20 protein-coding genes, 1 tRNA gene, 1 pseudogene and 1 riboswitch are annotated in these 24832 nt (G+C 65.1%); of the genes and pseudogenes, 12 read left to right on the top strand and 10 right to left on the bottom strand.

Annotation, left to right across the window (positions count from 1 at the left end; translation table 11 throughout):
* Positions 1-45 precede the first annotated feature (45 nt).
* A complete protein-coding gene (thiB, locus tag VQ045_RS04085; RefSeq protein WP_331829249.1) occupies positions 46-1068 on the bottom strand; it encodes a thiamine ABC transporter substrate binding subunit in 1023 nt (340 codons plus the stop codon).
* Between the two features lie 48 nt (positions 1069-1116).
* A riboswitch (TPP riboswitch) is annotated at positions 1117-1215 on the bottom strand.
* A gap of 121 nt (positions 1216-1336) precedes the next feature.
* Between thiB and VQ045_RS04080 the strand changes: the two genes are divergently transcribed.
* Positions 1337-1975 carry a thiamine diphosphokinase gene (locus VQ045_RS04080; protein ID WP_327645517.1) on the top strand — a complete coding sequence of 213 codons (639 nt, stop codon included), beginning with the start codon at positions 1337-1339 and terminating at the stop codon, positions 1973-1975.
* A 16-nt stretch (positions 1976-1991) separates the two neighbouring features.
* Here VQ045_RS04080 and VQ045_RS04075 read toward each other — a convergent pair whose 3' ends face one another.
* Together VQ045_RS04075 and VQ045_RS04070 are read right to left on the bottom strand one after the other, a co-directional pair.
* Positions 1992-3311 (bottom strand): HlyD family type I secretion periplasmic adaptor subunit, encoded by a 1320-nt coding sequence (locus VQ045_RS04075; protein WP_331829248.1) that lies wholly within the window; start codon positions 3309-3311, stop codon positions 1992-1994.
* A 44-nt stretch (positions 3312-3355) separates the two neighbouring features.
* Positions 3356-5158 (bottom strand): type I secretion system permease/ATPase, encoded by a 1803-nt coding sequence (locus tag VQ045_RS04070; RefSeq protein ID WP_331829247.1) that lies wholly within the window; start codon positions 5156-5158, stop codon positions 3356-3358.
* 337 nt (positions 5159-5495) lie between these two features.
* Between VQ045_RS04070 and VQ045_RS04065 the strand changes: the two genes are divergently transcribed.
* A tRNA-Arg gene (locus VQ045_RS04065) sits at positions 5496-5572 on the top strand.
* Between the two features lie 106 nt (positions 5573-5678).
* Here VQ045_RS04065 and VQ045_RS04060 read toward each other — a convergent pair.
* Positions 5679-7076, bottom strand: coding sequence for a TrkH family potassium uptake protein (locus tag VQ045_RS04060; RefSeq protein WP_331829246.1), 1398 nt, complete (start codon positions 7074-7076; stop codon positions 5679-5681).
* Between the two features lie 343 nt (positions 7077-7419).
* On the opposite strand from VQ045_RS04060, the gene fdxA reads away from it, so the two are divergent.
* Complete coding sequence (fdxA, locus tag VQ045_RS04055; protein WP_327623201.1) at positions 7420-7758, top strand: ferredoxin FdxA; 339 nt, start codon at positions 7420-7422, stop codon at positions 7756-7758.
* Between the two features lie 61 nt (positions 7759-7819).
* On the opposite strand, the gene VQ045_RS04050 is transcribed toward fdxA, so the two are convergent.
* Together VQ045_RS04050 and VQ045_RS04045 are read right to left on the bottom strand one after the other, a co-directional pair.
* Positions 7820-8203: an RNA-binding S4 domain-containing protein gene (locus tag VQ045_RS04050; protein ID WP_327645525.1), complete on the bottom strand. Its 384-nt coding sequence runs from the start codon at positions 8201-8203 to the stop codon at positions 7820-7822.
* A 17-nt stretch (positions 8204-8220) separates the two neighbouring features.
* A complete protein-coding gene (locus VQ045_RS04045) occupies positions 8221-11457 on the bottom strand; it encodes a helicase-related protein (protein WP_331829245.1) in 3237 nt (1078 codons plus the stop codon).
* A gap of 392 nt (positions 11458-11849) precedes the next feature.
* Between VQ045_RS04045 and VQ045_RS04040 the strand changes: the two genes are divergently transcribed.
* The 5 genes and pseudogenes from VQ045_RS04040 (at position 11850) to VQ045_RS04020 (ending at position 18563) form a co-directional block, all read left to right on the top strand.
* Entirely contained in the window at positions 11850-12734 is an 885-nt protein-coding gene (locus VQ045_RS04040; protein WP_327645529.1) for a DMT family transporter, read from the top strand.
* A gap of 111 nt (positions 12735-12845) precedes the next feature.
* On the top strand, positions 12846-16307 hold the full coding sequence (pyc, locus tag VQ045_RS04035; RefSeq protein WP_331829244.1) for a pyruvate carboxylase: 3462 nt from the start codon (positions 12846-12848) through the stop codon (positions 16305-16307).
* Positions 16308-16389: 82 nt separating this feature from the next.
* Positions 16390-16662, top strand: a pseudogene (locus VQ045_RS21950) (formate/nitrite transporter family protein); the annotation flags it as partial.
* Positions 16663-16747: 85 nt separating this feature from the next.
* Complete coding sequence (locus tag VQ045_RS04025) at positions 16748-17263, top strand: formate/nitrite transporter family protein (protein ID WP_331829242.1); 516 nt, start codon at positions 16748-16750, stop codon at positions 17261-17263.
* Between the two features lie 31 nt (positions 17264-17294).
* Positions 17295-18563, top strand: a complete 1269-nt coding sequence (locus VQ045_RS04020; protein ID WP_331829241.1) for an MFS transporter — start codon at positions 17295-17297, stop codon at positions 18561-18563.
* Positions 18564-18590: 27 nt separating this feature from the next.
* Here VQ045_RS04020 and VQ045_RS04015 read toward each other — a convergent pair whose 3' ends face one another.
* The gene (locus VQ045_RS04015; protein WP_327623195.1) at positions 18591-18749 is read right to left on the bottom strand and encodes a DUF3309 family protein; all 159 of its coding nucleotides are present in this window, start codon (positions 18747-18749) and stop codon (positions 18591-18593) included.
* Positions 18750-18998: 249 nt separating this feature from the next.
* Between VQ045_RS04015 and ispG the strand changes: the two genes are divergently transcribed.
* Together ispG and VQ045_RS04005 are read left to right on the top strand one after the other, a co-directional pair.
* A complete protein-coding gene (gene ispG / locus VQ045_RS04010; RefSeq protein WP_331829240.1) occupies positions 18999-20264 on the top strand; it encodes a flavodoxin-dependent (E)-4-hydroxy-3-methylbut-2-enyl-diphosphate synthase in 1266 nt (421 codons plus the stop codon).
* 139 nt (positions 20265-20403) lie between these two features.
* Positions 20404-21396 (top strand): lytic transglycosylase domain-containing protein, encoded by a 993-nt coding sequence (locus VQ045_RS04005; RefSeq protein ID WP_327623193.1) that lies wholly within the window; start codon positions 20404-20406, stop codon positions 21394-21396.
* A gap of 54 nt (positions 21397-21450) precedes the next feature.
* Here VQ045_RS04005 and VQ045_RS04000 read toward each other — a convergent pair whose 3' ends face one another.
* A complete protein-coding gene (locus VQ045_RS04000; RefSeq protein ID WP_327623192.1) occupies positions 21451-21711 on the bottom strand; it encodes a YARHG domain-containing protein in 261 nt (86 codons plus the stop codon).
* A gap of 97 nt (positions 21712-21808) precedes the next feature.
* A complete protein-coding gene (locus VQ045_RS03995; protein WP_331829239.1) occupies positions 21809-22711 on the bottom strand; it encodes a polyprenyl synthetase family protein in 903 nt (300 codons plus the stop codon).
* A gap of 174 nt (positions 22712-22885) precedes the next feature.
* Here VQ045_RS03995 and VQ045_RS03990 point away from each other — a divergent pair, with 174 nt between their 5' ends.
* Positions 22886-23572, top strand: a complete 687-nt coding sequence (locus tag VQ045_RS03990) for a biosynthetic peptidoglycan transglycosylase (protein WP_331829238.1) — start codon at positions 22886-22888, stop codon at positions 23570-23572.
* A 230-nt stretch (positions 23573-23802) separates the two neighbouring features.
* The gene (gene rpmF / locus VQ045_RS03985; protein ID WP_327623189.1) at positions 23803-23988 is read left to right on the top strand and encodes a 50S ribosomal protein L32; all 186 of its coding nucleotides are present in this window, start codon (positions 23803-23805) and stop codon (positions 23986-23988) included.
* 227 nt (positions 23989-24215) lie between these two features.
* Here rpmF and phaR read toward each other — a convergent pair whose 3' ends face one another.
* A complete protein-coding gene (gene phaR, locus VQ045_RS03980; RefSeq protein WP_331829237.1) occupies positions 24216-24824 on the bottom strand; it encodes a polyhydroxyalkanoate synthesis repressor PhaR in 609 nt (202 codons plus the stop codon).
* Positions 24825-24832 lie beyond the last annotated feature (8 nt).

The raw sequence follows: 24832 nt of genomic DNA, 5'->3' as shown, positions 1-24832 counted from the left end.
GCGATCGAGCCCTGCCGCGCCGTCCAACGCGGACGCCCAGGCGCATCAGCGGCCGATCGCCTCGAGCCATTCCTGCGTCCAGGCCTTGCGGTTCGCCGCAACCGTCTCGGGATCGATGAACAGCGGCGTCTCCACCTTGACCAACCGGTCGAACGCCTCCGGCATTTCGATGCCGTCGATCACCGGCAGCGTCCAGTTGGTGGTCGGAATGATCGACTGGATTTCGGGGGTCAGCATGAATTTTAGGAATTGGCGCGCCAAATCCGGCTGATCGGCGTTCTTGAGCAGGCCCGCGACCTCGATCTGGAGATACTGGCCTTCCGAAAAGGCCGCGGCCTGATAGCGCTCGGAGCCTTCCTCGACCATGTGATAGGCCGGCGATGTCGTATAGCTCAGCACCAGCGGCACCTCGCCATTGGTGAACAGGCCATAGGCCTCGCTCCAGCCGGGCGTGACGGTCAGGATGCGGTCGGAGAGCTTTGCCCACTTGGCTTTCGCCTCCTCGCCATAGACCGCCTTCATCCACAGAAGCAGACCGAGCCCCGGCGTCGAGGTCCGCGCGTCCTCGATGGCGATCTTCTGCTCGGAATCGCCGGACACGAGGTCGTCGAGGCTCTTCGGCGGATTGTCGATAGCCTCGGTGTCGTAGACGACGGCGAGATAGGAATAGTCGTAGGGCACGAAGACCGGATCGGAAAAGCCCGTCGGCACCGTCAGCTTGGACAGATCGACGCCGCTGTCGGCGAACAGGCCCGTCGCCTTGGCTTCCGGAATGAGGTCGGAGGTCAGCCCGAGGGCGATGTCGGCGTCGCTCGTTTCGCCCTCCAGCTTCAGCCGGTTGAGGATCGCGACCCCATCCTCCAGGCCGACGAATGTCAGGTCGCAATCGCAGACCGCCTCGAACGCCGCCTCGATCTTAGGCCCCGGCCCCCACTCGGGCGTGAAGCTCTCATAGGTGTAGACGGTGAGTGTCGGCTTGCCATCCTGCGCCAAGGCGGGAGCGGCGAAGGTGGACAGCACGGCGAGGACAGCCGCACCGGACAAAAGCTGCGGTGGGATAGTAATCATAAAGGGGCCTCTCGATGCGGCGACGTCGGAAGAGCCGCGCCGCGAGGACCTCGCGAACGCCCGCAATCCCTCCGCCGGTACGATCCGGATCAGGTTCGACGGGTTGGCGCGACGCCTCTCAGCCCGAAGGCACCCCGTGTGAGCTGCCGAAGATTTAGCGGCAAGCTCCGCCACCGGCAAGGGCAACCGGTCCAACGGCCGCTACTTCGAGCGGGTGGGCGCGTTTCCCCCTCCCCTTCGCCGCTTCCACGCGCTAGATCACGGCGCCATGCGCTTCACGATTCTTCTTGCCGGCCGCGTCGATCCGACACCCGCCCTTGTTAATGCAGTATCCGGCACGCGAGTGATCGCCGCCGACGACGGAATTCGCCATGCCACGGCGTTGGGGCTCACCCCGGAACTGTGGGTCGGCGATTTCGATTCCAGCCCGGCGATTGCGGCCGGCGAATTCTCCGACATTCCCCGCGAGACCTTTCCGAGCGACAAGGACCAGACCGACGGCGAACTCGCCATCGACGCGGCGGTCGCTCGGGGCGCGAGCCGGCTGCTGCTTGTCGGCGCGCTCGGCGGTCCACGCAGCGACCATGCCTTCGCCCATCTCATCCTGGCGCTGCGCTTTGCCGCGCGCGGCCTCGATGTCGAGCTGTTCGACGGCCGTGAGCATGGTTGGCCGCTGTCCCCGGAGCCGCGCCGCTTCGATCTGACCCCCGGCGCGCAATTCTCGATCCTGAAATTCTCGGATCTGTCGGGACTGACAGTCGTGGGCGCGAAATGGCCGCTGGCCGATGTCGACGTGCCGTTCCATTCGATCCTGACCCAATCGAACGAGGCGCTCGGCGAGATCGTCGTCGGGTTGCAGGAGGGCTCAGCGATGCTGATCGCCCAGGCCGACCCCACGGTGCGGTGAGGCGATGCCGAGCGGTTCAATCCTCCCGGAAGGCCCTTGAGAAACTGTCGGTGATGGGCTTGGCGAGATATTCCAGGAAGGTGCGCTCGCCGGTCGCGATATAGGCCTCCACCGGCATGCCCGGATAAATCTGGTCGCGGCTGATTTCGGGTGGCAGGTCGTCGATCATGCTGAGCCGGGCGGTGTAGTAGGGTTGCCGGGTGGTCTGGTCGATCAGCCGGTCGGCGGAAAGATAGGTGACCTTCGCCTCCACGGTCGGCGTGGTGCGCGTATTGAGCGCGCTGAACCGCAGCCGGGCCCTTTGTCCGAGCGAGATGACGTCGACATCCTGCGGCGAGACCCGAGCCTCGATGAGGAGATCTTCGCCGGTCGGCAGGAGTTCGAGGAGCTGATCGCCAGGCCCCACTACGCTGCCGGAGGCATTCACGCTCATCTTGATGATGATCCCATCGCTCGGCGAACGAACGATGATGCGATCGAGCACATCCTCGGCCGACCGCAGCTGTTCTTCGGTATCGGAGATCTGCGCCCGGATTTCATTGAGCTGCGTCACCGCGGTCTCGACGCGCTGCGTTTCGAGCCGCGCCAGCTGCGCCTGCGCTTCGACGATCTGGATTTTCGCCGCCAGAATGCTGGAAACACCCTGCCCTACCTGACCGACCAGATCTGCCTCGCTGCGAAGCAGCGCGGTATATTCCGAGCGATTGGTCAGGCCCTTGTCCAGCAGCGTGCGCTTGCGCGACACTTCCTCCCGAACGACTTCGAGTTGGCGCTCGATCGCCGTCTGCTGCGCGGTCATCCCCTCGATCTGCTCGCGGAGGGCCTGGACACGCTGGCCCATGATCACCTGTTCCTGGCGGTGACGGTCCAATCGGGCGGTGAACTCGCGTTCCTGCTCGATGAGAAGATCGCCGATGCCTTCTGTCCCGGCCAACTGACGCAACACCGGCGGAAACGACAACATCTCCAGGCCGTCGCGCTCGGAGGTCAGCCGCTCGGTCCGCGCCTCCAGGCCGACCATCTGTTTCTGCAGACGATTGCGTTGCGCTTTGGGAGCTGTCGGATCCAGGGCGAACAGCGCTTGTCCCGCCTTGATGCGCTCGCCCTCGCGCACGAGGATGCTCCGTACGATCCCACCTTCCAGATGCTGGACCCCCTGGTTCTTGCCGGCCGCCGCGACCACCCCCGGCGCGACCGCGGCGCTCGCCAGCGGCGCCAGTGCGGCCCAAGCCCCGAAGCCCAACAGGAAGATCGCCGAGAGCGCGACTCCCGTCACGGTGATCAGGCGTATTCCGGTCTTGACGTCGCTAGCCCAGCCGTCGCCGTTCTTCGTCATGGGTATCCGCTCCATTGTCGGCGACCGCGCCATCAAGCCGCCGGTCAGCTGTCAGCCGTCTCGGGGTTCCGCCCGCCGGCGACCACGGCCGGAAAACGCCCGGTGACGACCGGGAACGATGCCGGCGAGGCCTCCGCCCGATCGTTGGAAGCCGCCCGCGCGGCCTCCTGGGCCGCCTTCGCCTTCTGGACCTGGCGCGCGAACACCTCTTGCCGCGGCCCGAAATCCTGCACGGCCCCGTCGCGCAGGATCATGATCTTGTCGGCCCGTTCGGCAATCGGCCGGCGCTGTGTGACCAGGAGCACCGTCACCTTCCCCTCGCGGGCCGATGCAAGCGCCTTGTCCAGCGCCATCTCGCCTTCGGTGTCGAGATTGGCATTGGGCTCGTCGAGAACGAGCAGCTTCGGCGATCCATAAAATGCCCGGGCCAGACCGACGCGCTGGCGTTGTCCGCCGGACAATTGCTGTCCCGCCGGCCCGATGATCGTGTCATAGCCCTTCGGCAATCGCTGGATCAGGTCGTGAACCTCGGCTTTCCTCGCCGCATCGATGATTGCCTCATCATGCGCGTCGGGATCGAATCTGGCGATGTTTTGCGCGATCGTCCCCGGTAGGAGCTCAACGTCCTGGGCCAGATAACCGACATGGCGTCCGAGATTCTCCCTGTCCCAGTTGCGGATATCGGCCCCATCGACACGAATGGCGCCCGAACGGATCTCGAGGCCCCCGACGATGGCGCGCATGAGCGTCGATTTGCCGGCGCCCGAGGGGCCAACCACCACGACGCAGTCGCCGGCCGGAATCTCGGCCGAGATCCGTTTGAGCAACGGGTCGGCGTTCGGTGCATTGGGCGGAAACACGACGACATTCTCGAGCGACAGGCGCCCGACGGGATCGGGCAGATCGGTCGCGGTTGGTTTGGTTCCAAGCACGGCGAGCAGCACGCTTAGCCGGCCCCAGGCCTTGCGCGCATCGACGGCGGGCTTCCACCCGGCGATGACCTGGTCGATCGGCTGGAGTCCGCGACCGGAAATCAGCGAGGAGGCGAAGATCATCCCGGCGGTCATTTCGCCTGCCAGCACCAGATAGCCGCCATAGCCGAGGATGGCGATCTGCAATCCGATGCGAAGCGTGCGGGAGACACCGGCATAGATCGCATTGATGCGGTTCAGCCGGTCCTGCGCGTCGAGCGACCGCGCTTCCTGTCCGCCCCATGCTCCCACGACATTGCCCACCATGCCCATCGCCGTGATACTTTCGGCGCCGCGGGCGAAGGACTGCGCCGCGAGCATCGCGGCCATCGCCTGCTCGCCGGCTTCGCCGACCGGGCGCTGCATCGCGTGCTGATTGGCCCAGGCGAGCAAAGCCAGGACGGTCGCGCCACCCAGCGTCAGCCAGAAAAGATGCGGGTGGATGAAATAGAGAATCCCGATGAAGAACGGAACGAAGGGCAGGTCGAAATAGGCCAGCAGGGCGCGGCCGGATATGAACCCGCGGACCGTGGCGAGATCGCGCAGCGGCTGGACGTCGCCGAGCGAGGCTCGCGGGCCGCGCATCGCGCCGATGAGCGCCCGAGCGCCGGTCCCGGCCTCCAGCCGAGCGGCGATCCGGCCGCAGATCATCGAACGGATCGCGTCGACCGCGCCGAGCAAGACCAGCGCCGCCACCGCGATGACGGAAATGAACGCCAGCGTCTCGACGGAGGCCGACGACAGCACGCGGTCATAGATCTGCAGCAGATAGATTGGCTGAATCAGAAGCAGGATGTTGATGACGAAGCTGAAGACGATCAGAGCGATGAAGCCGCTGGCAAGATCAAGGCCGAAACGTCGATCATATCCGGTCAATTCGATCCCGCCCTGCTCCAGTTTTCACCAATGAGGTAACTCTCGATAGCACAAGGCCGTGGAAACCCCGACCCAAATTGCCGGTCGCGCGACAGCGGTCGGAAGCCGGCCCCCACGAGACTTGCCTTGTTTCATTCAAACGCATTTACCGGGCGACGACAATACGGTCGCCCAGGCGCGCCCCGCGCCGTGGGCGCCGTAGCGGCCGCGATCTCCCTGCGCGGGCGTGGGCCAGGCTTTGCGCGGCGGCCACGACGGGCGGCGGCGCTGGCCCAATCCGCCTCATCGAACAAGGCTTGGCGCCGGCGGCGGGATTCGATTATGGTGCGCCCGGCGTGGTCCCGTAGCTCAGCAGGATAGAGCATCAGATTCCTAATCTGAGGGTCACTGGTTCGAATCCAGTCGGGATCACCATTCGTCTCGAACTCTCGGCACCCTGGTAGGCGAGGCGTTGCGACCGGCGGCTCCACCCTCGTGCGGCGACGTCGAACGTCGCGGCGTCAAAGAAGCTCCGCGACGTTCAATCGATCCAGGTCGCGGGGAAGAGGAGAACGAGAACCGTCACGATCTCGAGCCGCCCGAGCAGCATGATTGCCGAGAGCACCCAGAGCGTCGAATCGGAGAATTTGCCGAAATTGCCGGCCGGGCCGATGATCTGGCCAAATCCCGGACCGACATTGGCGAGCGCCGTCAGCGCCCCGGAAAAGGCTGTCAGAAAGTCGAGCCCGAGCGAGGTCAGCACGACGGTGCCGGTCAGCAGGACACCGAAAAACAACAAGACGAACAGCGTCACGGTCTGCAGCAATTCCGGCGTCACCTCCTGATTGCCGTAGCGCAGGCGTCGAATCGCGTGCGGGCGGAACAGCCCCCGGGCGCTGGCCTTGACGAGGAGGAAGAGGATGACCAGCCGGTTGGCCTTGATCCCGCCGGCCGTAGACCCGGCGCAACCGCCCAGGAACATGGCGAGGAAGAAGACGCCCGTCGCGGCGTTCGACCAGAGCGTATAGTCCTCTGACGCAAACCCGGTGGTGGTGATCACCGAAATGAGGTTGAACGCCGAACTGACGAACGCCTCGTTGAAGGGCGTCGCGTTGAGAGCATGGCGGGTAGCGGCCAAAGCGACGCTCAGCACGAGGCAGGTCGCCAGGAAAACCGGAATCTGCGGATCGTTCCAGCGCTGGAACCGGAGCGGCAGCAGCGCCCGGATGTAGATCACGAAGGGAAGCGAGGCGAGCACCATGAACAGGCTGGATACAGCCAGGATGCCGTTGTCGTCGAAATAGCCCATCGAGGAGTCGTGGGTCGAAAACCCGCCGGTCGCCAACGTCGTCATCGCATGGTTCACGGCATCGAAGAAGCTCATGCCGAGGGCCGCATAAGCCATGACGCAGAGCACCGTCAGCACCGCATAGGCGGCCATCAGGCCGGCCGCCAACTGGTTGACGCGCGGCAGGATCTTCTCGGATTTGTCCGAACTCTCCATGTGGAACAGGGAGAGACCGCCGCCCCGGATCGACGGCAGGATCAGAATCGCCATGCCGATGATGCCGATGCCGCCGAGCCATTGCAGCAGCGAGCGCCACAAAAGAAGGCCCGGCGGGAGTGCGTCGAGACCGGAAATCACGGTCGATCCAGTCGTCGTCAGGCCGGACATGGATTCGAAGAAGGCACCGGCGAAGCTGACGTTGACCGAGCCGAAATATAGCGGCAGGGCGCCGATGCCGGCGGTAACCAACCATACCGACGTTACCAGCAGGAAGCCGAGGCGGGGCGTGAACGGAACGCGTTCGCCCCGAGTGGCGGCGGCGACGAGGATGCAGATGATCGCGACGAGGACGGCGGAAAACACGAAAATTCGCCAGTCGTCATTGGCCTTGGCGAAATCCGTCAACGCCGGAACCAGCATGGCTCCGGCCAAGGCCAGTCCGAAGATCGACGCCGTATGGAAGGTGGTTCGGAGAATGGGAAGCTCCCGAAAGGGTCGCCGCGATCCGGCCAGCCGGACGGCGTGCGCGCGCTTTTATACCCGCGCTGCGACGTCGACAACTGGGGGGCGTCTGCGACGCGGGCGGCGTTTGCCCGGCGCGTAGAAATCCATTCCGCCGAAGTGCCCATGCCGCGACATGCTTTGCCCTTGTCAGCCTTCGAGCGAGCGGTTACGTCCGGGCGAAACGAGGATGCGCCGGCGTTCGAGCCGGCACTGTCGCTCGCGCAAGGACCGGCCCCTTCCGAACGGGGTCCGACAAGACCGAGGTTCCGTCATGACCTATTTGGTGACCGACAACTGCATCAAGTGCAAATACATGGACTGTGTGGAGGTTTGTCCGGTCGACTGTTTCTACGAGGGCGACAACATGCTCGTCATCCATCCCGACGAGTGCATCGACTGCGGCGTGTGCGAGCCGGAATGCCCGGCCGAGGCGATCAAGCCGGACACCGAGCCGGGCCTCGACAAATGGTTGACGATCAACACCGAATACGCCGAGAAATGGCCGAACATCACGATCAAGCGGGAAGGTCCAGCCGACGGCGAAAAGTTCGACGGCGAGGAAGGCAAGTTCGAGAAATACTTCTCGCCCGAGCCCGGCGAAGGCGACTGAGCCGTCGCCATCGGGTGACGCCTGGCCGGAACCAGCCGGGCGCGATCAACCCCGGGGCCGCTCAGCCCCAGCGCAGGCGCTCATGCGCGCGGCGCTCTTTCTTGTTCGGTGGCCGTTTCGGCGGCATGTAGCCGCCCTTGGGCAGCTCGGCATCCTTGCGCCTGGTTGTCTCCTCCGGCGGCGACAGATCCTCGTACAATTCCGCCGCTTCGCTCGCCGGCCCGCGGCGGGTGCCGCAGTCGCGAATCTTCAAGATGCGAACCGTATCGTGGATCGACACGGTCAACGTGTCGTCCGCGCGCACCAAACGCGCCGCATTGGTCGTCTTGTCGCGGTTGATCCGCACGCCGCCCGATTGGACGAGCTTCTGGGCAAGGCTGCGCGACTTAACGACTCTCGCGAAGAAGAGCCATTTGTCGATGCGCTGCCCCGCTCCGTCAGCCATCGGAACCGCTTTCGGGACTATTTGCCAAGCTTGTCCTTGAGCGCCGCGAGCTTGGCGAAGGGCGAATCCGGGTCGACGCGCTGCGGCCTTGTCTGCACCGGCTTGTTGTATGAGGTTTGCGGCTTGTCCAAGCGGCGGCCACCGCCACCCTCCTTGCGCTCGCCGCGCTCCTTCCAGTCACGATTCGACCGCCCCTTGGCCTGGCGCTCGTTCTCGGTTCCGCCGTCGCTTTTCTGGCCGCCCTTGCCGAAGCGCTGGCCGCGCTCCGGGGCGGCCGCCCCGCCGCCGGTCTCACGGCCCTTGCCACGCTGACCCTGGCGATTGCCCGCTCGCCCACCGGCGCGCTGCGGCCGCCAGACCTGCACGAGCTTCGGCGCGGCCGGCTCGCCATCGGACTCGGAGGCCGGCTCGCCAACCGCCGTTTCGTCCGGCGCCGTTTCCGCCACGGGCGACTCCACCGAACTTGTCGCGGCAGGTGTGTCGTCGGTCGCTGCGACCGAGTCGGCCGTGCTGGCGGCAGGCTCTCCCTTGGCGACTTCCTCGGACGCGACCGCCGCCACCGGCACAACCGCGTCGGCGGTAGAACCATCGCTCGATTCGGCGGACGGTTGCTCCTCCGCCGGCGCGTCCGCGGCTTCGCTCGTGGCCGGGGCGTCGCCGGATTCGTCCTGCGGTTGCGGCGTTTCGAGCGTGGCGACGGCCTCCGCCGCCTTGCGCTCGGCTTCGGCCCGGCTTGCCACTTCGGCCGCTTTGGTCTCGGCGTCGAGACGCTGGATCTCGGCTTCGACCGTGCCCGCCTCGATGCCATCGGGGCGGTAGCCGAGGCCCTTGAGCACCTCTTCCATGTCCTCGGCGGTGGCGCCGAGAATCGACATCATTGCTGGCGTCACCAGGAATTGTGCGCCGTTATAGCCACCCTCGGGGCGTTTTCCCGTTCCCGGCTTCCAGGCCAGCGCCGGCCGGATCAGATCGGCGAGACGTTCCAGAATGTCGACCCGCACCGCCCGGCGGCCGAGCAGCCGATAGCCGGCAAGGCCGAAGAACACCGGATCGATAGCCGGATCGGCGACCGCCGACGTCCGGCCGGTCGCCAATAGATGCGTGACCTCGCCATAGCCGGGCCGCTCGCGTCCATCCTTGTTCACCGCCCACAGCAGCGTCAGCAAGGCCGCCGGCGCCGGCTTGATCAGCGCCGGGATGAAGATGTGATAAGCGCCGAAGCGCACGCCGCAGCGCCGCAGCGCTGCCCGCGCGTCCTGATCGAGCGAACGGACTTCCTCGGCGACGTCGCGGCGTTGCACCATGCCGAGATTCTCGGACAGGCGAAAGGCGAGCCCCTTCGCGGTCCCCTCCAGACCCTCGGCCGATTTCAGGTCGACCAGCGGCTTCAGCACCGTCGAGACCTGATAGGTGACGGAGCGCTCGGCCCGCGCCGCGACCTTGTCCCGCTCCGGACCGCTCAGTTGTTCGTCGGCGAACAGGACGACTTTCGGCTTCAGCGGGTCGTCGCTCGCGGCAAGGCTCGCCACCGGCGCGCCGAGCCAGCGGATCAATCCGTCGGAGCCCAGCGCGATGTCGCCGTTCGGCGCGTTGGCAAAGCGCTCGGCCCGCTTTTCAAACTCACCAGCCAAGGCTTTTTGCGAGGCCGCGCGCACCGCCTTGCCGTCCTGGCCCTCGGCCTTGCCGTCAAGCGTGAACCTGAACCCCTGCAGCTCCCCGACAGTGTGGCCCTCGACCACGACCGTGCCGTCGCCGCTGATCTCAGCTTCCATGAACGCGTTCTCTCTCAGCCGCTTCATCAAGACGCTTGTCCTGCGGTCTACGAAGCGTTTCGTCAACCTGTCGTGAAGCGCGTCGGAAAGACGGTCTTCGATGGCGCGTGTCTTTTCCTGCCAGTGTGTCGGATCGGCCAACCATTCCGGGCGGTGTGAAATATAGGTCCATGTCCGGATTTCGGCGATACGCTGGGACAGGGTGTCGATGTCGCCGTCGGTGCGATCGGCACGATTGACCTGGCTGGCCATATAGTCTTCGGCAACATGACCGCGGACGGCGAGATCGACGTAGATCGCTGCGATGATCTCGGCGTGCTGCGCCGGAGCGATGCGGCGATAATCGGGAAGCTTGCACGCTTCCCAGAGAAGCTCCACCCGCTCCCGGCCCCGCGCGAGATCCGCGACATTGGCATCGCGCGACAGGTACTCCAGGGCCCGCTGATCGACCGAGGGCAGGGATTTCGTCAGTTCCGGGCAGGGCGGCGGCCGGTCGAGACTGTCCTTCAACGCAGCGATCGAGGCGAAATCGAAGTCTCGGCTGCGCCACTGCAGCACCCGCACCGGCTGAAACGCGTGGGCTTCGAGCGCTTCGGCGAGCTCGCCCGGCAGCGGATCGACCCGGCCGGTGACGCCGAAGGTCCCGTCGCGCAGATGCCGGCCGGCGCGACCGGCGATCTGGCCGAATTCGGCAGCGGTGAGCTGGCGGTACTGGAAGCCGTCGAACTTCCAGTCCTGGGCGAAGGCGACGTGATCGACATCGAGATTGAGCCCCATGCCGATCGCATCGGTCGCGACCAGGAAATCGACGTCGCCCGACTGATAGAGCGCAACCTGCGCGTTGCGGGTGCGTGGGCTGAGCGCGCCGAGGACCACGGCCGCACCGCCGCGCTGACGGCGAATCAGTTCGGCGATGGCGTAGACCTCGTCGGCGGAGAAGGCGACGATGGCGGTGCGGCGCGGCAGGCGGGTGATTTTCTTGGAACCGGCATAGACGAGGTTCGACAGGCGCGGCCGCGTCACCGTCTGGGCGCCCTTCAACAGGCGCTGCAAGACGCCGTGCATCGTCGACGCCCCGAGCAGCAGGGTCTCCTCGCGTCCGCGAGCATGCAGGATGCGATCGGTAAAGACGTGGCCGCGTTCGAGGTCGCCGGCCAATTGCACCTCGTCGATCGCGACGAAGGCGGTATTCGGCGCGCGCGGCATCGCCTCGACGGTGCAGACGGCATAGCGCGCATTGGGCGGCTTGATCTTCTCCTCGCCGGTAATCAGCGAGACGGCCGCCGGCCCTACCCGGTCGCAGACCTTCTGATAGACCTCGCGCGCCAACAGCCGCAGCGGCAGGCCGATCGTTCCGGACGAGTGGGCCACCATCCGTTCGATCGCCAGGAACGTCTTGCCGGTGTTGGTCGGCCCGAGCACGGCGGTGACATTGGTCCCATCGTAGCGGACGGTTTCTTGTACGGGGGAAAATTCTGCCATGCGTATCGCTATGTGGGATCACGCATCGTTTGGAAAAGGTTCTGCATTGATTTGCAACGACTTCGGCCGCCTGGGAGGCCGCCGACGGACCGCCTCGAGGGCTTCGCGATTGGCGGGCGCAAAAAAGTTTTGTCTGGCGCGATTTTTTTTGGAACCTCTTTCACGCCCCCGCATTATTCAGACACCCCAAGCGATCATCCCCCCTCGATCGCTCTATGCAGACGGAAAAAGGCAGCTCCCCCTCGCTGCCTTTTTTCGCGTCTGGAGGTGGGTATCGCGACACAGGCAGCGAGAAAATCCGGCCGGCACCGTGAACGCGGGCGAATTCGGTTGCATCATAAGACGGGGTTAGCATAGCGACAGGCTCCCGCCGCCCTCTCGGATCGTCAGTCATGCAAGCCGGAATCCTCCTGGCCTTCGCCGCCTATTTTTCCTTTGCCGGCGCCGACGCCAGCCTGAAGTGGATTGGCTCCGACCTGCCGATCTTCGAGATCGGCTTTTTCGTATCGCTGTTCGCCCTGCTGCCGGCGCTGTTCACCAAGCGCCCGGAAGACAATTGGGGCAACGTCTTCGTGCCCAAGCGTCCCGGCCTGCTGGCACTGCGGATGTTGAGCGGCACGCTCGGCGGCATCGGCGGTGTCATCGCCTTCACAACCCTGCCGCTGGCCGAGGCCTACGCCCTGATCTTTCTTCTGCCGATCTTCGTGACGGTGTTTTCCCGTGTGGTGCTGAAGGAGCCCGTGGGCTGGCGGCGTTGGCTCGCCGTCTTCGGCGGCCTCATCGGGGTCCTGCTCGTCGTCAGGCCCGGCTTCCGGGAAATCCTGCCCGGCCATTTCGCCGCCATCCTCGTCGCGATCTGCGGCGCGGCGACCGTCATCATCCTGCGCGTCCTCGGCCCATCCGAGCGGCGGATCACCCTGATCGGCGCCGTTCTCGTCGCCGGGATCGTCGTCAATGGCGTGTTGATGATCCCGAATTTCGAAACGCCCGGCCCCGCCCTCTGGCCCGTTCTCCTGCTCGGCGGCGTGTTCGCCGGCATGGGCCATCTGCTCATCGTCTTCGCGACCAGGCTCGCCCCCGCCGCCCGGGTAGCCCCCACCCAATACAGCCAGATCGTCTGGGCCGCCGTCATCGGCGCCACCTTCTTCGGCGAATATCCGGACGGTCTCGCGATGGTCGGCATGGCGCTGGTTGGCGTCTCCGGTCTGTTCACCCTGGTGCGCGAGGAGCAGCGCTTCGGCTGGCCGAGCCGCATTCCGCTGATTCGCAACCGCTGACACGAGGGCATCGCGGCGCTTCGCACTTGCGAAACATGCTGCGCCACCGCAATCTTGAGCGATCGGCGAAAGCGATTATAAGTCGCGCGACTTTAGTAGGAGGAGCAGTCCTTGGCCATCCGCAAGATCCTTGTCGCCAACCGATCCGAAATCGCCATCCGCGTCTTTCGTGCCGCCAACGAACTCGGTCTGAAAACCGTTGCGATCTGGGCGGAGGAGGACAAGCTGGCGCTCCACCGCTTCAAGGCGGACGAGAGCTATCAGGTCGGGCGTGGCCCGCATCTGGCCAAGGATATGGGACCGATCGAGAGCTATCTGTCGATCGAGGAGGTGATCCGCGTCGCCAGGCTGTCCGGCGCCGACGCCATCCATCCGGGCTACGGGTTATTGTCGGAAAGTCCGGAATTCGTCGATGCCTGCCACGAGGCCGGCATCGTCTTCATAGGCCCGACCGCCGACACCATGCGCCGGCTCGGCAACAAGGTCGCCGCGCGCAATCTGGCCGTCGAGGTCGGCGTGCCCGTCGTGCCGGCGACCCAGCCGCTGCCCGACGACATGGCAAAGGTCCGCGAGATGGCCGCGGAAATCGGCTATCCGGTCATGCTCAAGGCGTCCTGGGGCGGCGGCGGGCGCGGCATGCGCGCGATCCGCGCCGAAAAGGACCTCGAGCGCGAGGTGATCGAGGGCAAGCGCGAGGCCATGACGGCGTTCGGCAAGGACGAGGTCTATCTCGAAAAACTCGTCGAGCGCGCCCGTCATGTCGAGGTGCAGATTCTCGGCGATACCCACGGCAACGTTGTCGATCTGTTCGAGCGCGATTGCTCGATCCAGCGCCGCAACCAGAAGGTCGTCGAGCGCGCGCCCGCGCCGTATCTGAACGACGCCCAGCGGCGCGAGATCGCCGGATACGCCCGCCAGCTCGCCGACGCCACCAGCTATGTCGGCGCCGGCACCGTCGAGTTCCTGATGGATGCCGACACCGACGCCTTCTATTTCATTGAGGTCAATCCGCGCGTCCAGGTCGAGCACACCGTCACCGAGGAGGTGACCGGCATCGACATCGTCAAGGCGCAAATCCACATCCTCGACGGCGCCGCGATCGGCACGCCGGAATCGGGCGTGCCGCTCCAGGAAGACATCAAGCTCAACGGCCATGCTCTGCAGTGCCGCATCACCACCGAGGATCCGGAACAGAACTTCATTCCCGACTATGGCCGCATCACCGCCTATCGCGGCGCGACCGGCTTCGGCATCCGCCTCGACGGCGGCACGGCCTATTCGGGCGCCGTCATCACGCGCTTCTACGATCCGCTGCTGGAAAAGGTGACGGCTTGGGCGCCGACGCCGCAGGAGGCGATCGCCCGCATGGATCGGGCGCTGCGCGAGTTCCGCATCCGCGGCGTGGCGACGAATCTGACCTTCCTCGAGGCGATCATCGGCCACGAGAAATTCCGGGACAATACCTACACGACCAAGTTCATCGACGACACGCCGGCGCTGTTCAGCCAGGTCAAGCGTCGCGACCGCGCCACCAAGCTCCTGACCTATCTCGCCGACGTTTCGGTCAACGGCCATCCGGAGACGAAACACCGCCCCCGTCCCGTCGAAGGGCAGGTCGCCCCGGTGCCGCCGCTGTTCAAGGCACCGATCGTCGATGGCACCCGCCAGAAATTCGATGCCCTCGGCCCGGTGGGCTTCGCCGAATGGATGCGCGCCGAGCCGCAGGTCCTGATCACCGACACGACGATGCGCGACGGGCCGCAATCCCTGCTGGCGACCCGCGTCAGGACCCACGACATCGTCGCCATCGCCGACGCCTATGCGCGCGCCCTGCCGCAGCTTCTCAGCCTCGAATGCTGGGGCGGCGCGACCTTCGACGTGGCCATGCGCTTCCTCACCGAAGATCCGTGGGAGCGGCTCGCGCTGATCCGCGAGAAGGCGCCGAACATCCTTCTGCAAATGCTGCTGCGCGGCTCCAACGGCGTCGGCTACACCAACTACCCCGACAATGTCGTCAAGCGCTTCGTTTCCGAGGCGGCGAAGGGCGGCGTCGATCTGTTCCGCGTTTTCGACTGCCTCAACTGGGTCGAGAACATGCGGGTCTCGATGGATGCCGTGTGCGAGGCCGGCAAGCTCTGCGAAGGCGCGATCTGCTACACCGGCGACCTGTTCGATCCGGATCGGTCCAAATACGATCTCAAATACTATGTCGCCCTCGCCAAGGAGATGGAGGCCGCCGGCGCCCACATCCTCAGCGTCAAGGACATGGCGGGTCTGTTGAAGCCCGCCGCCGCGCGCGTCCTGTTCAAGACGCTGCGCGAGGAGACCGACCTGCCGATCCACTTCCACACCCACGACACCTCCGGCATTTCCGCGGCCACCGTGCTAGCCGCGATCGAGGCCGGCGTCGATGCGGTGGACGCGGCGATGGACGCCTTCTCCGGCAACACCTCGCAGCCCTGCCTCGGCTCCATCGTCGAGGCGTTGAAGGGGACGGATCGCGATCCGGGCCTGTCGGCGGACGCGATCCGGCGCATCTCCTTCTACTGGGAGGCGGTGCGGGCCCAGTACGCGGCCTTCGAGAGCGACCTGAAGGGTCCCGCTTCCGAAGTCTATTTGCATGAGATGCCCGGCGGGCAGTTCACCAATTTGAAGGAGCAGGCCCGCTCGCTCGGCCTCGAGGCGCGCTGGCACCAGGTCGCCCAGACCTATGCCGACGTGAACAGGATGTTCGGTGACATCGTCAAGGTGACGCCCTCGTCCAAGGTCGTCGGCGACATGGCGCTGATGATGGTCAGTCAGGATCTCGCCGTCGCCGACGTGCTGGATCCGGCCAAGGATCTCGCCTTCCCCGATTCGGTAGTGGCGATGATGCGTGGCGACCTCGGCCAGCCGCCGTCCGGCTGGCCGGCGGATATCCAGGCGAAGGTGCTGAAAGGCGAGACGCCGATCACCGTGCGGCCCGGCTCGCTGCTCGGCGAGGCCGATCTCGATGCCGAGCGCGCCACCATCGAGACGAAGCTCGAGCGGCCGGTGAGCGACCCGGAATTCGCCTCCTATTTGATGTATCCCAAGGTCTTCGCTGATTTTGCCGCGATCCAGGAACTCTACGGCCCGGTCTCGATGCTGCCGACGCCCTCCTATTTCTACGGCATGGACCAGGAGGAGGAGGTTCTCGTCGACATCGAGCGCGGCAAGACCCTGGTCATCCGCTGCCTCGGCTTCGGCGAGACCGACGAAAAGGGCATGCGGACGGTGTTCTTCGAGCTCAATGGCCAGCCGCGGCGGGTCAAGGTGCCCGATCGCGCCCACGGCGCGTCCGGCGCCGCGGTCCGGCCGAAAGCCGAGATCGGCAACGCCAATCATGTCGGCGCGCCCATGCCAGGCGTCGTCTCGACGCTGGCCGTTGCGCCGGGCCAGGCGGTCAAGGCCGGCGACGTCCTGTTGTCGATCGAGGCGATGAAGATGGAAACCGCGCTGCACGCCGAGCGGGACGGCACGGTGGAGGCCGTGCATGTCACCGCCGGCGCCCAGATCGACGCCAAGGATCTGCTGGTGGTCTACGGGCAATAGTAGCCGATCTCGCCCATCGTCATTGCCGTGGGAACCGCAGTGTTCATGTTGGGCCTGATGCGCTCCAACGGGGACAACAACGATGGTCTCGATGCAGGATCAGAAGACGGATACCAGATCGACATTCTCCGGCGTGGGCGATCGCTCGCCGGAGGAAACGGCGGCCAACGCGGTCGTTTATCTGTCTGGGAAGGTGAAGAAGCCGGCGATCGACGTCGCCGTCCTATCGATATTGGCGGGCTTCTACATTGCCTTCGGCTCGATCTTCTACCTTGTAACCGGCGCGGGCAATGATGGCCTGTTCGGGCTCTCGCGTCTGTTCAGCGGTGTCGCCTTCTCGGTCGGCCTGGTCCTCGTGGTCGTCGCCGGGGCGGAGCTTTTCACCGGTGACACGATGCTGGTGATTCAACGGGTACGCCACACGCTCGACCGCGCCCACGATGTGGCGGTTCTGGGGCATGGTCTATGCCGGGAATTTCGTCGGATCGCTGATCATTGCGATTTTGTTCGTCGTTGCCGGTGGCTACATGATCGGCGATGGTGCCGTGGGTCTCAACGCGCTCAAGGTCGCCTCGGGAAAGACCGGCGACACCTTCTACGCCAATTTCGCCGCGGGAATTCTTGCCAACATGCTGGTCTGTCTGGCCATCTGGCTGGCGCTCGCCGCGCGAACGGTGCAGGGCAAGATCCTCGCGATCGTCGGGCCGATTTCGACCTTCGTCGCCGCGGGCTTTGAGCATTCGATCGCCAACATGTCCATCATACCGATCGGCCTAATGACGAAGTGGTTCGCCGGCGAACAGTTCTGGACGACGACGGCGTCCACACCGGATGCGTTTGCCGGGCTTACCGTCGGCTGGTTCCTTTGGAACCTTCTGTTCGTGACGATCGGCAATATGATCGGCGGTGGTCTCATCGGCTTGTCTTATTGGCATGCCTATCTGCGCGGGGAATAAGCGTCGTGCAGGTCTTCCGGGGATTGTCACTTTGAATCAGGGGCGGCGGATCGCGGTCGGCTGGGTCAACCGGCTGTTCTTCACGATGCCGAGTGTGCGCATCGCCGCCGCCATTGCCTTTTTCGTCAACGGCTTCGTGCTCGGCAGTTGGGCGCCGCAGGTGCCGGTGCTGGCGGACCGGCTCGCCATCTCCCAGTCGACGCTCGGCCTGTTCGTTCTGGTGCTCGGGCTCGGCGCCATGACCGCGATGCCGCTGATCGGCATGACGATCGCCAAGGGCGGCTCGCGGCGACCCGTGCTCATAACGCAAATGCTGCTGGCATTCGCCCTGCCGTTGCTGGCGCTGGCGCCGACAGTGCCCCTCGCCGCTCTGGCGATCTTCTTCTACGGCATGATGCTGGGCGGCATGGATGTGGCGATGAACGCCAACGCCGTCGCCGTCGAGCGTGGTGCCGGCAAGGCGATCATGTCGTCCTTTCATGGCTTCTGGTCGATCGGCGGATTTGTCGGAGCCGGCGCTGGCGGCGCCGTCATCGCGGCGATCGGGCCGGTCGGACACACGCTCCTCGTCGGGGGCTTTGCCCTCGCGATGCTCTGGCCCGTATGGCGGCACATGCTGGAAGACAGGCAAGCCACCCCGATCGACGACGACCAGAAGGCGGCTGGGCTGGCCGGCCTGATCGCGGCCGCGAGGCGGGATCGCACGGCTCTCGCCACGGCCCTGGCGATCGGTATTTTTTCGTTGTTCGCAATGGTGCCGGAGGGCGCGGCGATCGACTGGAGCGCAATCTATCTCCGCGAAGATCTGAACGTCGACATCGCCGCGTCGGGGTTTGGCTTCGCGGCTTTTTCGGCCACGATGGCCCTGTTCCGCTTCGCCGGCGACAGGATTCGCAACCGGATCGGCGCTGTCGGCACTGTGCGCCTATCCCTCATCATTGCGGTATCGGGTCTGGTGCTGATCGGCGCGGCAAGCAATCTTCCCGCCGTCCTCGCCGGTTTCGCCCTGCTGGGCGTCGGCCTCTCCAACATCGTGCCGATCGCCTTTTCGGCAGCCGGCAATATCGATGGGCTGAAGCCGGGCATCGGCATCGCGATCGCGACGACCTTTGGTTATTCCGGCATCTTGATCGCGCCCGCCGCGATCGGGTTCCTGGCGGATCGCTTCGGTTTTCCCGCCGTATTCCTTGGGATGTCGACTCTACTGGTAGTCATTCTCGCGATGTCGGCTCTGATGGCCGGCGCCGACCATGGTAACGCGCAACGACGGACGGGGACCGGCACGAAGCCGGTCCCCTAATATTCGTGACCAGTCAGGCTATGGCCGTCAGATCCGTCCGAGCAAAAGCAGGACCAGGATCACGACGACGATCAGGCCGAGAATGCCCGACGGGCCATAGCCCCAGCCGCGCGAATAGCCCCACGACGGCAGCGCGCCGATGAGGAGGAGAATGAGGATGACGAGAAGGATAGTACCGATGCTCATGGTGAGGTCCGATCGTTTTTTTGACAACAGTCACCATCACAAACCGTTGAACGCCGTTTGGGTTCCCGTCGAAGAATGCAAATGATGCTGTTGGTTAAGCCGGAGCAAATCCGCCGATCGCGACGAACATTGCCAGCAGGGTGAAACCGGCAGGGCCTTCGCGTTCCGCGATCGGTGGCCGACCGAATTGACAAGCCGGCGCCAAGACGCCACCTCGCAGGTGGAAAGCACATGTCCTCAGGGTTCGCCATGACCGTTCAGCCTTCTATCGTCACCGTCGACGCCGATCCTTCGCCGCGCCGCCGCACCGTCGGGGTCGATGTTGCAGGTGTGGTGGTCGGCGGCGACGCGCCGGTCGTTGTGCAGTCGATGACCAATACCGACACCGCCGACATCGACGCGACGGTGGCGCAGGTCGCCGCCCTTGCCGAGGCGGGCTCCGAGATCGTGCGGATCACGGTGGATCGCGACGAATCCGCCGCGGCGGTGCCGAAAGTGCGCGAACGGCTCGACCGTCTGGGCGTCACCGTGCCGCTGGTCGGCGACTTCCACTATATCGGCCACAAGCTTTTAGCCGACCATCCGGCCTGCGCCGAGGCGCTCGCCAAATACCGCATCAATCCAGGCAATGTCGGCTTCAAGGAAAAGAAGGACCGGCAGTTCGTCGCGATTGTCGAAACGGCAATCCGTTACGACAAGCCGGTGCGGATCGGCGTCAATTGGGGCTCGCTCGACCAAGCGCTTTTGACCCGGCTGATGGACGCCAACAACGACTTGCCGCAACCGCGTTCGGCCCGCGCCGTGACCCGCGAGGCGATCATCCAGTCGGCGCTGCTTTCGGCGGCGCTCGCCGAGGAAACCGGACTTGCGCGCGATCGCATCATTCTGTCGGCCAAGGTCAGCCAGGTGCAGGATCTGATCGCTGTCTACCGCGATCTGTCACGCCGCACCGACCATGCACTGCACCTCGGCCTGACCGAGGCCGGCATGGGCTCGAAGGGCATCGTCGCGTCCTCGGCGGCGATGGGCATCCTGCTCCAGGAGGGAATCGGCGACACCATCCGCGTGTCGTTGACGCCGGAACCCGGCGGCGACCGCACCCGCGAGGTGCAGGTCGCCCAGGAACTCCTCCAGACGATGGGGTTTCGCCAGTTCGTGCCGATCGTCGCCGCCTGTCCCGGCTGCGGCCGAACCACCTCGACCGTCTTCCAGGAACTCGCCGAAAAGATTCAGACGGACCTGCGTGTCAACATGCCGGCCTGGCGGGAGAAATATCCCGGCGTCGAGGCGCTCAACGTCGCGGTGATGGGCTGTATCGTCAACGGGCCGGGCGAATCCAAGCACGCCGATATCGGCATTTCGCTCCCGGGAACCGGCGAGACGCCGGCCGCGCCGGTCTTCGTCGACGGCAAGAAGACCGTGACCCTGCGCGGGCCGAACATCGCGACCGAGTTTCAGGCGATGGTCGCCGCCTATATCGAACGCCGCTTCGGAGAAAAGCAGGCGGCGGAATAGTCGCCACCGGGCGGCCGCCCCGCCAGGATCCTGTCGCGTTCTTCCGTCGGCCTTTCCGCCGGACCGCCGCTTCGTCATAGTAGCGGGGAGCCGGGGCAGGTTTGTCCGCGCGCCGGCCGACCCGATGCGGATAAATCCGATGCAAGACGACCTTTTCCCATTTCGGCTTGCCTGCCTCAGCGTCGCCGCCGGGATTCTCGCTCTCGTCGCCATCACGCCGACTCGGGCCGCCCCGGCCGATAACGATGCCGCCTCATCGCTGACCCTGCCGGCCCTCGCCTATCCGGCCACCCCGCCCGGGATCGGCGCGGACCCAAGCCGGACACCCGACGAAAGGCCCGCCAAGGCCGCAGCGCTGCAGACGTCAAAGCCGGTCTCCGCCGATATCTGCCAGTTGATCGCCACGAACGCCGATGCCGTCGGCATGTCGCGGGATTTTTTCGCCCGGCTGATCTGGAAGGAGAGCCGCTTCGACGTCGGCGCGATCTCTCCCGTCGGCGCACAGGGCATCGCCCAGTTCATGCCCTATACGGCTGACGAACGCGGCCTCGCCGATCCTTACGACGTTGTCTCAGCCATCCGTCACTCGGCGCTCTATCTCAGCGACCTGAAGGCTGAACTCGGCAATTGGGGGCTTGCCGCGGCCGCCTACAATGGCGGCATCAACAGGGTGAAAGGCTGGGTCGCCAATGGCGGATCGCTCCCCTATGAGACCGAGGAATATGTCAACGCCATCACCTTTCGTCCGGCCGACTGGTTCAAGGAAGACGGCAACGAACTGGAGCCGAAACCGCTCGAAGCCGAACGCGAATTCCTGCAAAGCTGCGCCCGGTTGCCCATCATGAAGACGCGGGCGATCTTCGCCACTGTCGAAAGCGCCCCGATGCGACCCTGGGGCGTGCAGGTCGCCGGCCATGTGAAGCAGTCGGTCGCGATGCAGATGTTTCGCCGCGTGCAGTCGACCTATTCCGGGATTCTGGGAGGCAAGACGCCGATTGTCCTGCGCGATCGCGCCGGTGGGCGGGCTCGGATCTACGCGGTGCGGATCGGCGCCGAGACGCGGGGCGAGGCCGACCAGCTCTGCCAGCGACTGCGCGGCGCCGGCGGCTCCTGCGTGGTGATGAAGAACTGAAACCGTTCGTTCGGGAACCCGGATCGTACGGCATTCGAGGCGTCGCGCCCCGCGTCAATTGACCTTGCAACCACGCCGCTTTTCTTCGGCCTTGAGGGCGGCAACCCGCCGTTGCTCGGCCGCCGTCAGCCGGGGGTTGGAGGTCCAGCAGTCGAAGCTTGCGAAGGTACGCCGGCCGAGACTCGTCGAGAAACAGTAGCCGTTTTCGGCATAGATCAGGTTTCTCTCGTACCAAAGGTCAAAGCAGCTCTGCGCCTGAGCCGCCGACGAAAACAGGATAGCGCTTCCCAACACGCCAATGACCACGATCTTCATCGCGACCTCCACAGGTGAAAACAGAGCTAGTAGCCTCCCAGAATCTCAGGCCGTCAAGCGGATTCGCGATTGAATATAGTCCGGGCCAACCGCTCGGCTAATGCCGTCGCTCCGCTACGAACCGCGCCGCCTCGATCAGCGTCATAGCTCGTTCGCCATAGGGGGCCAGTTCCGCTTCGGCCTGCGCCACGAGTTCGGCGAGGCGATCTTGCGTCCAGGCGATGCCGTTCAGCGCGGGCAGCGTCTTCTTGCCACGGCTCCGGTCCTTGCCCGCCGCCTTGCCGAGCGTCGCGGCGTCCGCCGTCTCGTCGAGGAGATCGTCGGAAAGTTGGAAGGCGAGCCCGAGGATCTCGCCGAAGCGCCGCAACCGGGCACGATCGGGCGCTGCCGCATCGGCGATTACCGGCCCGGCCTCACAGGCGCAGGCGATCAGTGCGCCGGTCTTCATCGCCTGCATCGTCGCGATCTCCTCCTCCGATAAAGTGCGCCCCTCGGCCTCCAGATCGAGCGCCTGACCACCCGCCATGCCCGCCGCCCCAGCATCGCGCGAGAGCAGAGCGACGAGGCCGATCCGCGCGGAGGGGGAAAGACCGTCCTCATCGGCGATCAAACCGAAGGCAAGCGTCAACAGGCTGTCGCCGGCAAGTATCGCGGTCGCCTCGTCGAACGCCTTGTGAACGGTCGGTTTACCGCGCCGCATGGCATCGTCGTCCATGGCCGGCAGATCGTCATGGACCAACGAATAGCAGTGGACGCATTCGAGCGCGGTCGCCGCACCGAGCGCCTCGTCCGGATCGGCGCCGAACAGGCGAGCACTCTCCACAAGCAGAAACGGCCGCAGCCGCTTGCCGCCGCCGAGCGCACCATGACGCATCGCCCCAAGAAGCCGCTCGGGGGCGGACGCCAGCAGCCGGTCCGAGCCGCCGAGGCAGCGCGACAGATAGGCCTCGACCGCCTTTGCCGACGCGGCCAGCCGCGTTTCAAATTCACTCGCGCTCATTCGCGTATCCCTGCTCCCCAACCCTCGCGTTCCGGCTTTGCCCATGTCGTGCCGCCGGTCAAGCAAAGCGGCGTTGCGGCGCCCCGGCGACCCGGCTAGAACGCTCCTCATGAGCCTTCACGGTCGCCTTTGCATCTTGGATAGTCCGGGCGCCTGTTGCGGCGGTCCGCTCTGATGCGCCGTATTTTTGCCGGCGCTTTCCTGATCGTTCTGCTGCTTGGGGCGATTCCGCTCATCCTGACACCGGTCTATGCCATCCGCGCAGTGCATCCGATCTCGACGCTCATGTTGGCCGATCATTTCAGCTTCCGGCCGATGCTCCGCGAGTGGGTCTCGATCGACGATGTCGCCCCGGTGATGGTCTATTCGGTGATGATGTCGGAGGACGGGCAGTTCTGCCGGCATCGCGGCATCGATTGGGGCGAAATGCGCGCCGTCGTCGAGGAGGCCTTGGCGGGCGAGGAAACGCGCGGGGCCTCGACCATCCCGATGCAGATGGTGAAGAACCTGTTTCTGTGGAACGGGCGGTCCTATCTGCGCAAGGGACTGGAAGCGCCGCTGGCGCTTTACGCCGATGCCATCCTGTCGAAGCGCCGCATTATGGAAATCTACCTCAACATCGTCGAGTGGGACACGGGGGTCTACGGTGTCGGCGCGGCGAGCCAGCACTATTTCGGCCGCCCCGCCTCCGAGCTCAACGCCCGTCAGGCAGCGCTCCTCGCCGTCACACTGCCGGCTCCGGGGACCCGCAGCCCGGCCAACCCGAGCAAGAGCGTGGATCGGCTGGCCCGCCGCGTCGAACGTCTCGCAAGCCGGTCCGGCGACTATATCGGCTGCCTGAAACCGGCGAAGGTGAGCTGACGGTTTTCACCTCGCCCCCTTTCCAAAGACGCTTGGCTTTGCTATGGGCACCCTCGAATTCCCGTCATGGTGAAGCCTTGCCGCGATCGCAGCGTGATCGCAGTGGCTTCGGACGTGAAAGCGCGGCGCGAAGAAGCGGGACGTTTCCTGGCGTTGGCGCACAACAGATCAGACTGACGTCGCCGATGCGCCTCGCGGGCCATCGCCCGACAGCCCGAACGGAGCAGAACATGGCCGTACCCAAACGCAAAACATCCCCGTCGAAGCGCGGCATGCGCCGTTCGATGGATGCGCTGAAGGCGCCGACCTACATCGAGGACAAGGATTCGGGCGAGCTGCGCCGGCCGCACCACGTCGACCTGAAGACCGGCATGTATCGCGGTCGTCAGATCCTGACGATCAAGGAAAAAGCCTGACACCGAAGCTGACGCCATGCGTCATCAGGCGCACGCGGCAGATCGGTGTCTGGGCATGATGACGTGAGGGCGGCCGCGATCCGTGGCGGATGTCGGCTCCTGCGCCAGAATGGGGCAGCCATATCCTGACTCAGAATCGAAAAGGCCGGTTTCAGCAACCGGCCTTTTTCGCGTTTGGGGGCCAAGGAAGCTGGCGTGAAGCGTTTCCGGTCTCGGGACGCGAGGCCTCAGCCCTTCTTCTTGCCGTCGATGGCCTCAATGCGCTTCTGCATTTCGGCGAGTTGCTGGCGCATCGCTTTCAGGTCCTCCTGGCCGGACGCTGCGTCGCTGTCCGAGCCTTGCGCCGACGCGCTCTCGCCTTTCTCCCCCTCGTTCATCGCCCCCGCGACGAACGGATTGAACACCGCCATAGCCTTCCGGAACATCTCGGTGTTGCGGACGACCTGAGCCTCCATCATCTTGATCGGCGAGTGGGCCAGGGGCCCGGACATCTTGTCGCGAAATCCCTCCTGTTCCCGCGTGAAGGCGCTCATCGTCTGCTCCAGATAGCCAGGGATGACCATCTGCATCTGGTCGCCATAAAAGCTGATGAGCTGGCGCAGAAAGGCGATCGGCATCAAATTCTGCCCGCCCTTGTTCTCCTGCTCGAAGATGATCTGGGTCAGGACGGAATGGGTAATGTCTTCGCCGGACTTGGCATCCTGGACGACGAATTCCTCGTTGCTCTTGACCATCGCGGCCAGGTTTTCCAGCGTCACATAGGTGCTGGTGCCGGTATTGTAGAGCCGACGGTTGGCGTATTTCTTGATGACCGTTACGTCCGAATTCTTGGCCATGCCTCACC

Source organism: Aurantimonas sp. E1-2-R+4 (assembly GCF_036549515.1).
GTDB classification, from domain to species: Bacteria; Pseudomonadota; Alphaproteobacteria; order Rhizobiales; family Rhizobiaceae; genus Aurantimonas; species Aurantimonas coralicida_A.
Note: the sequence above shows the minus strand (reverse complement) of the source record. Positions and strands in the feature narration are given on the sequence as shown.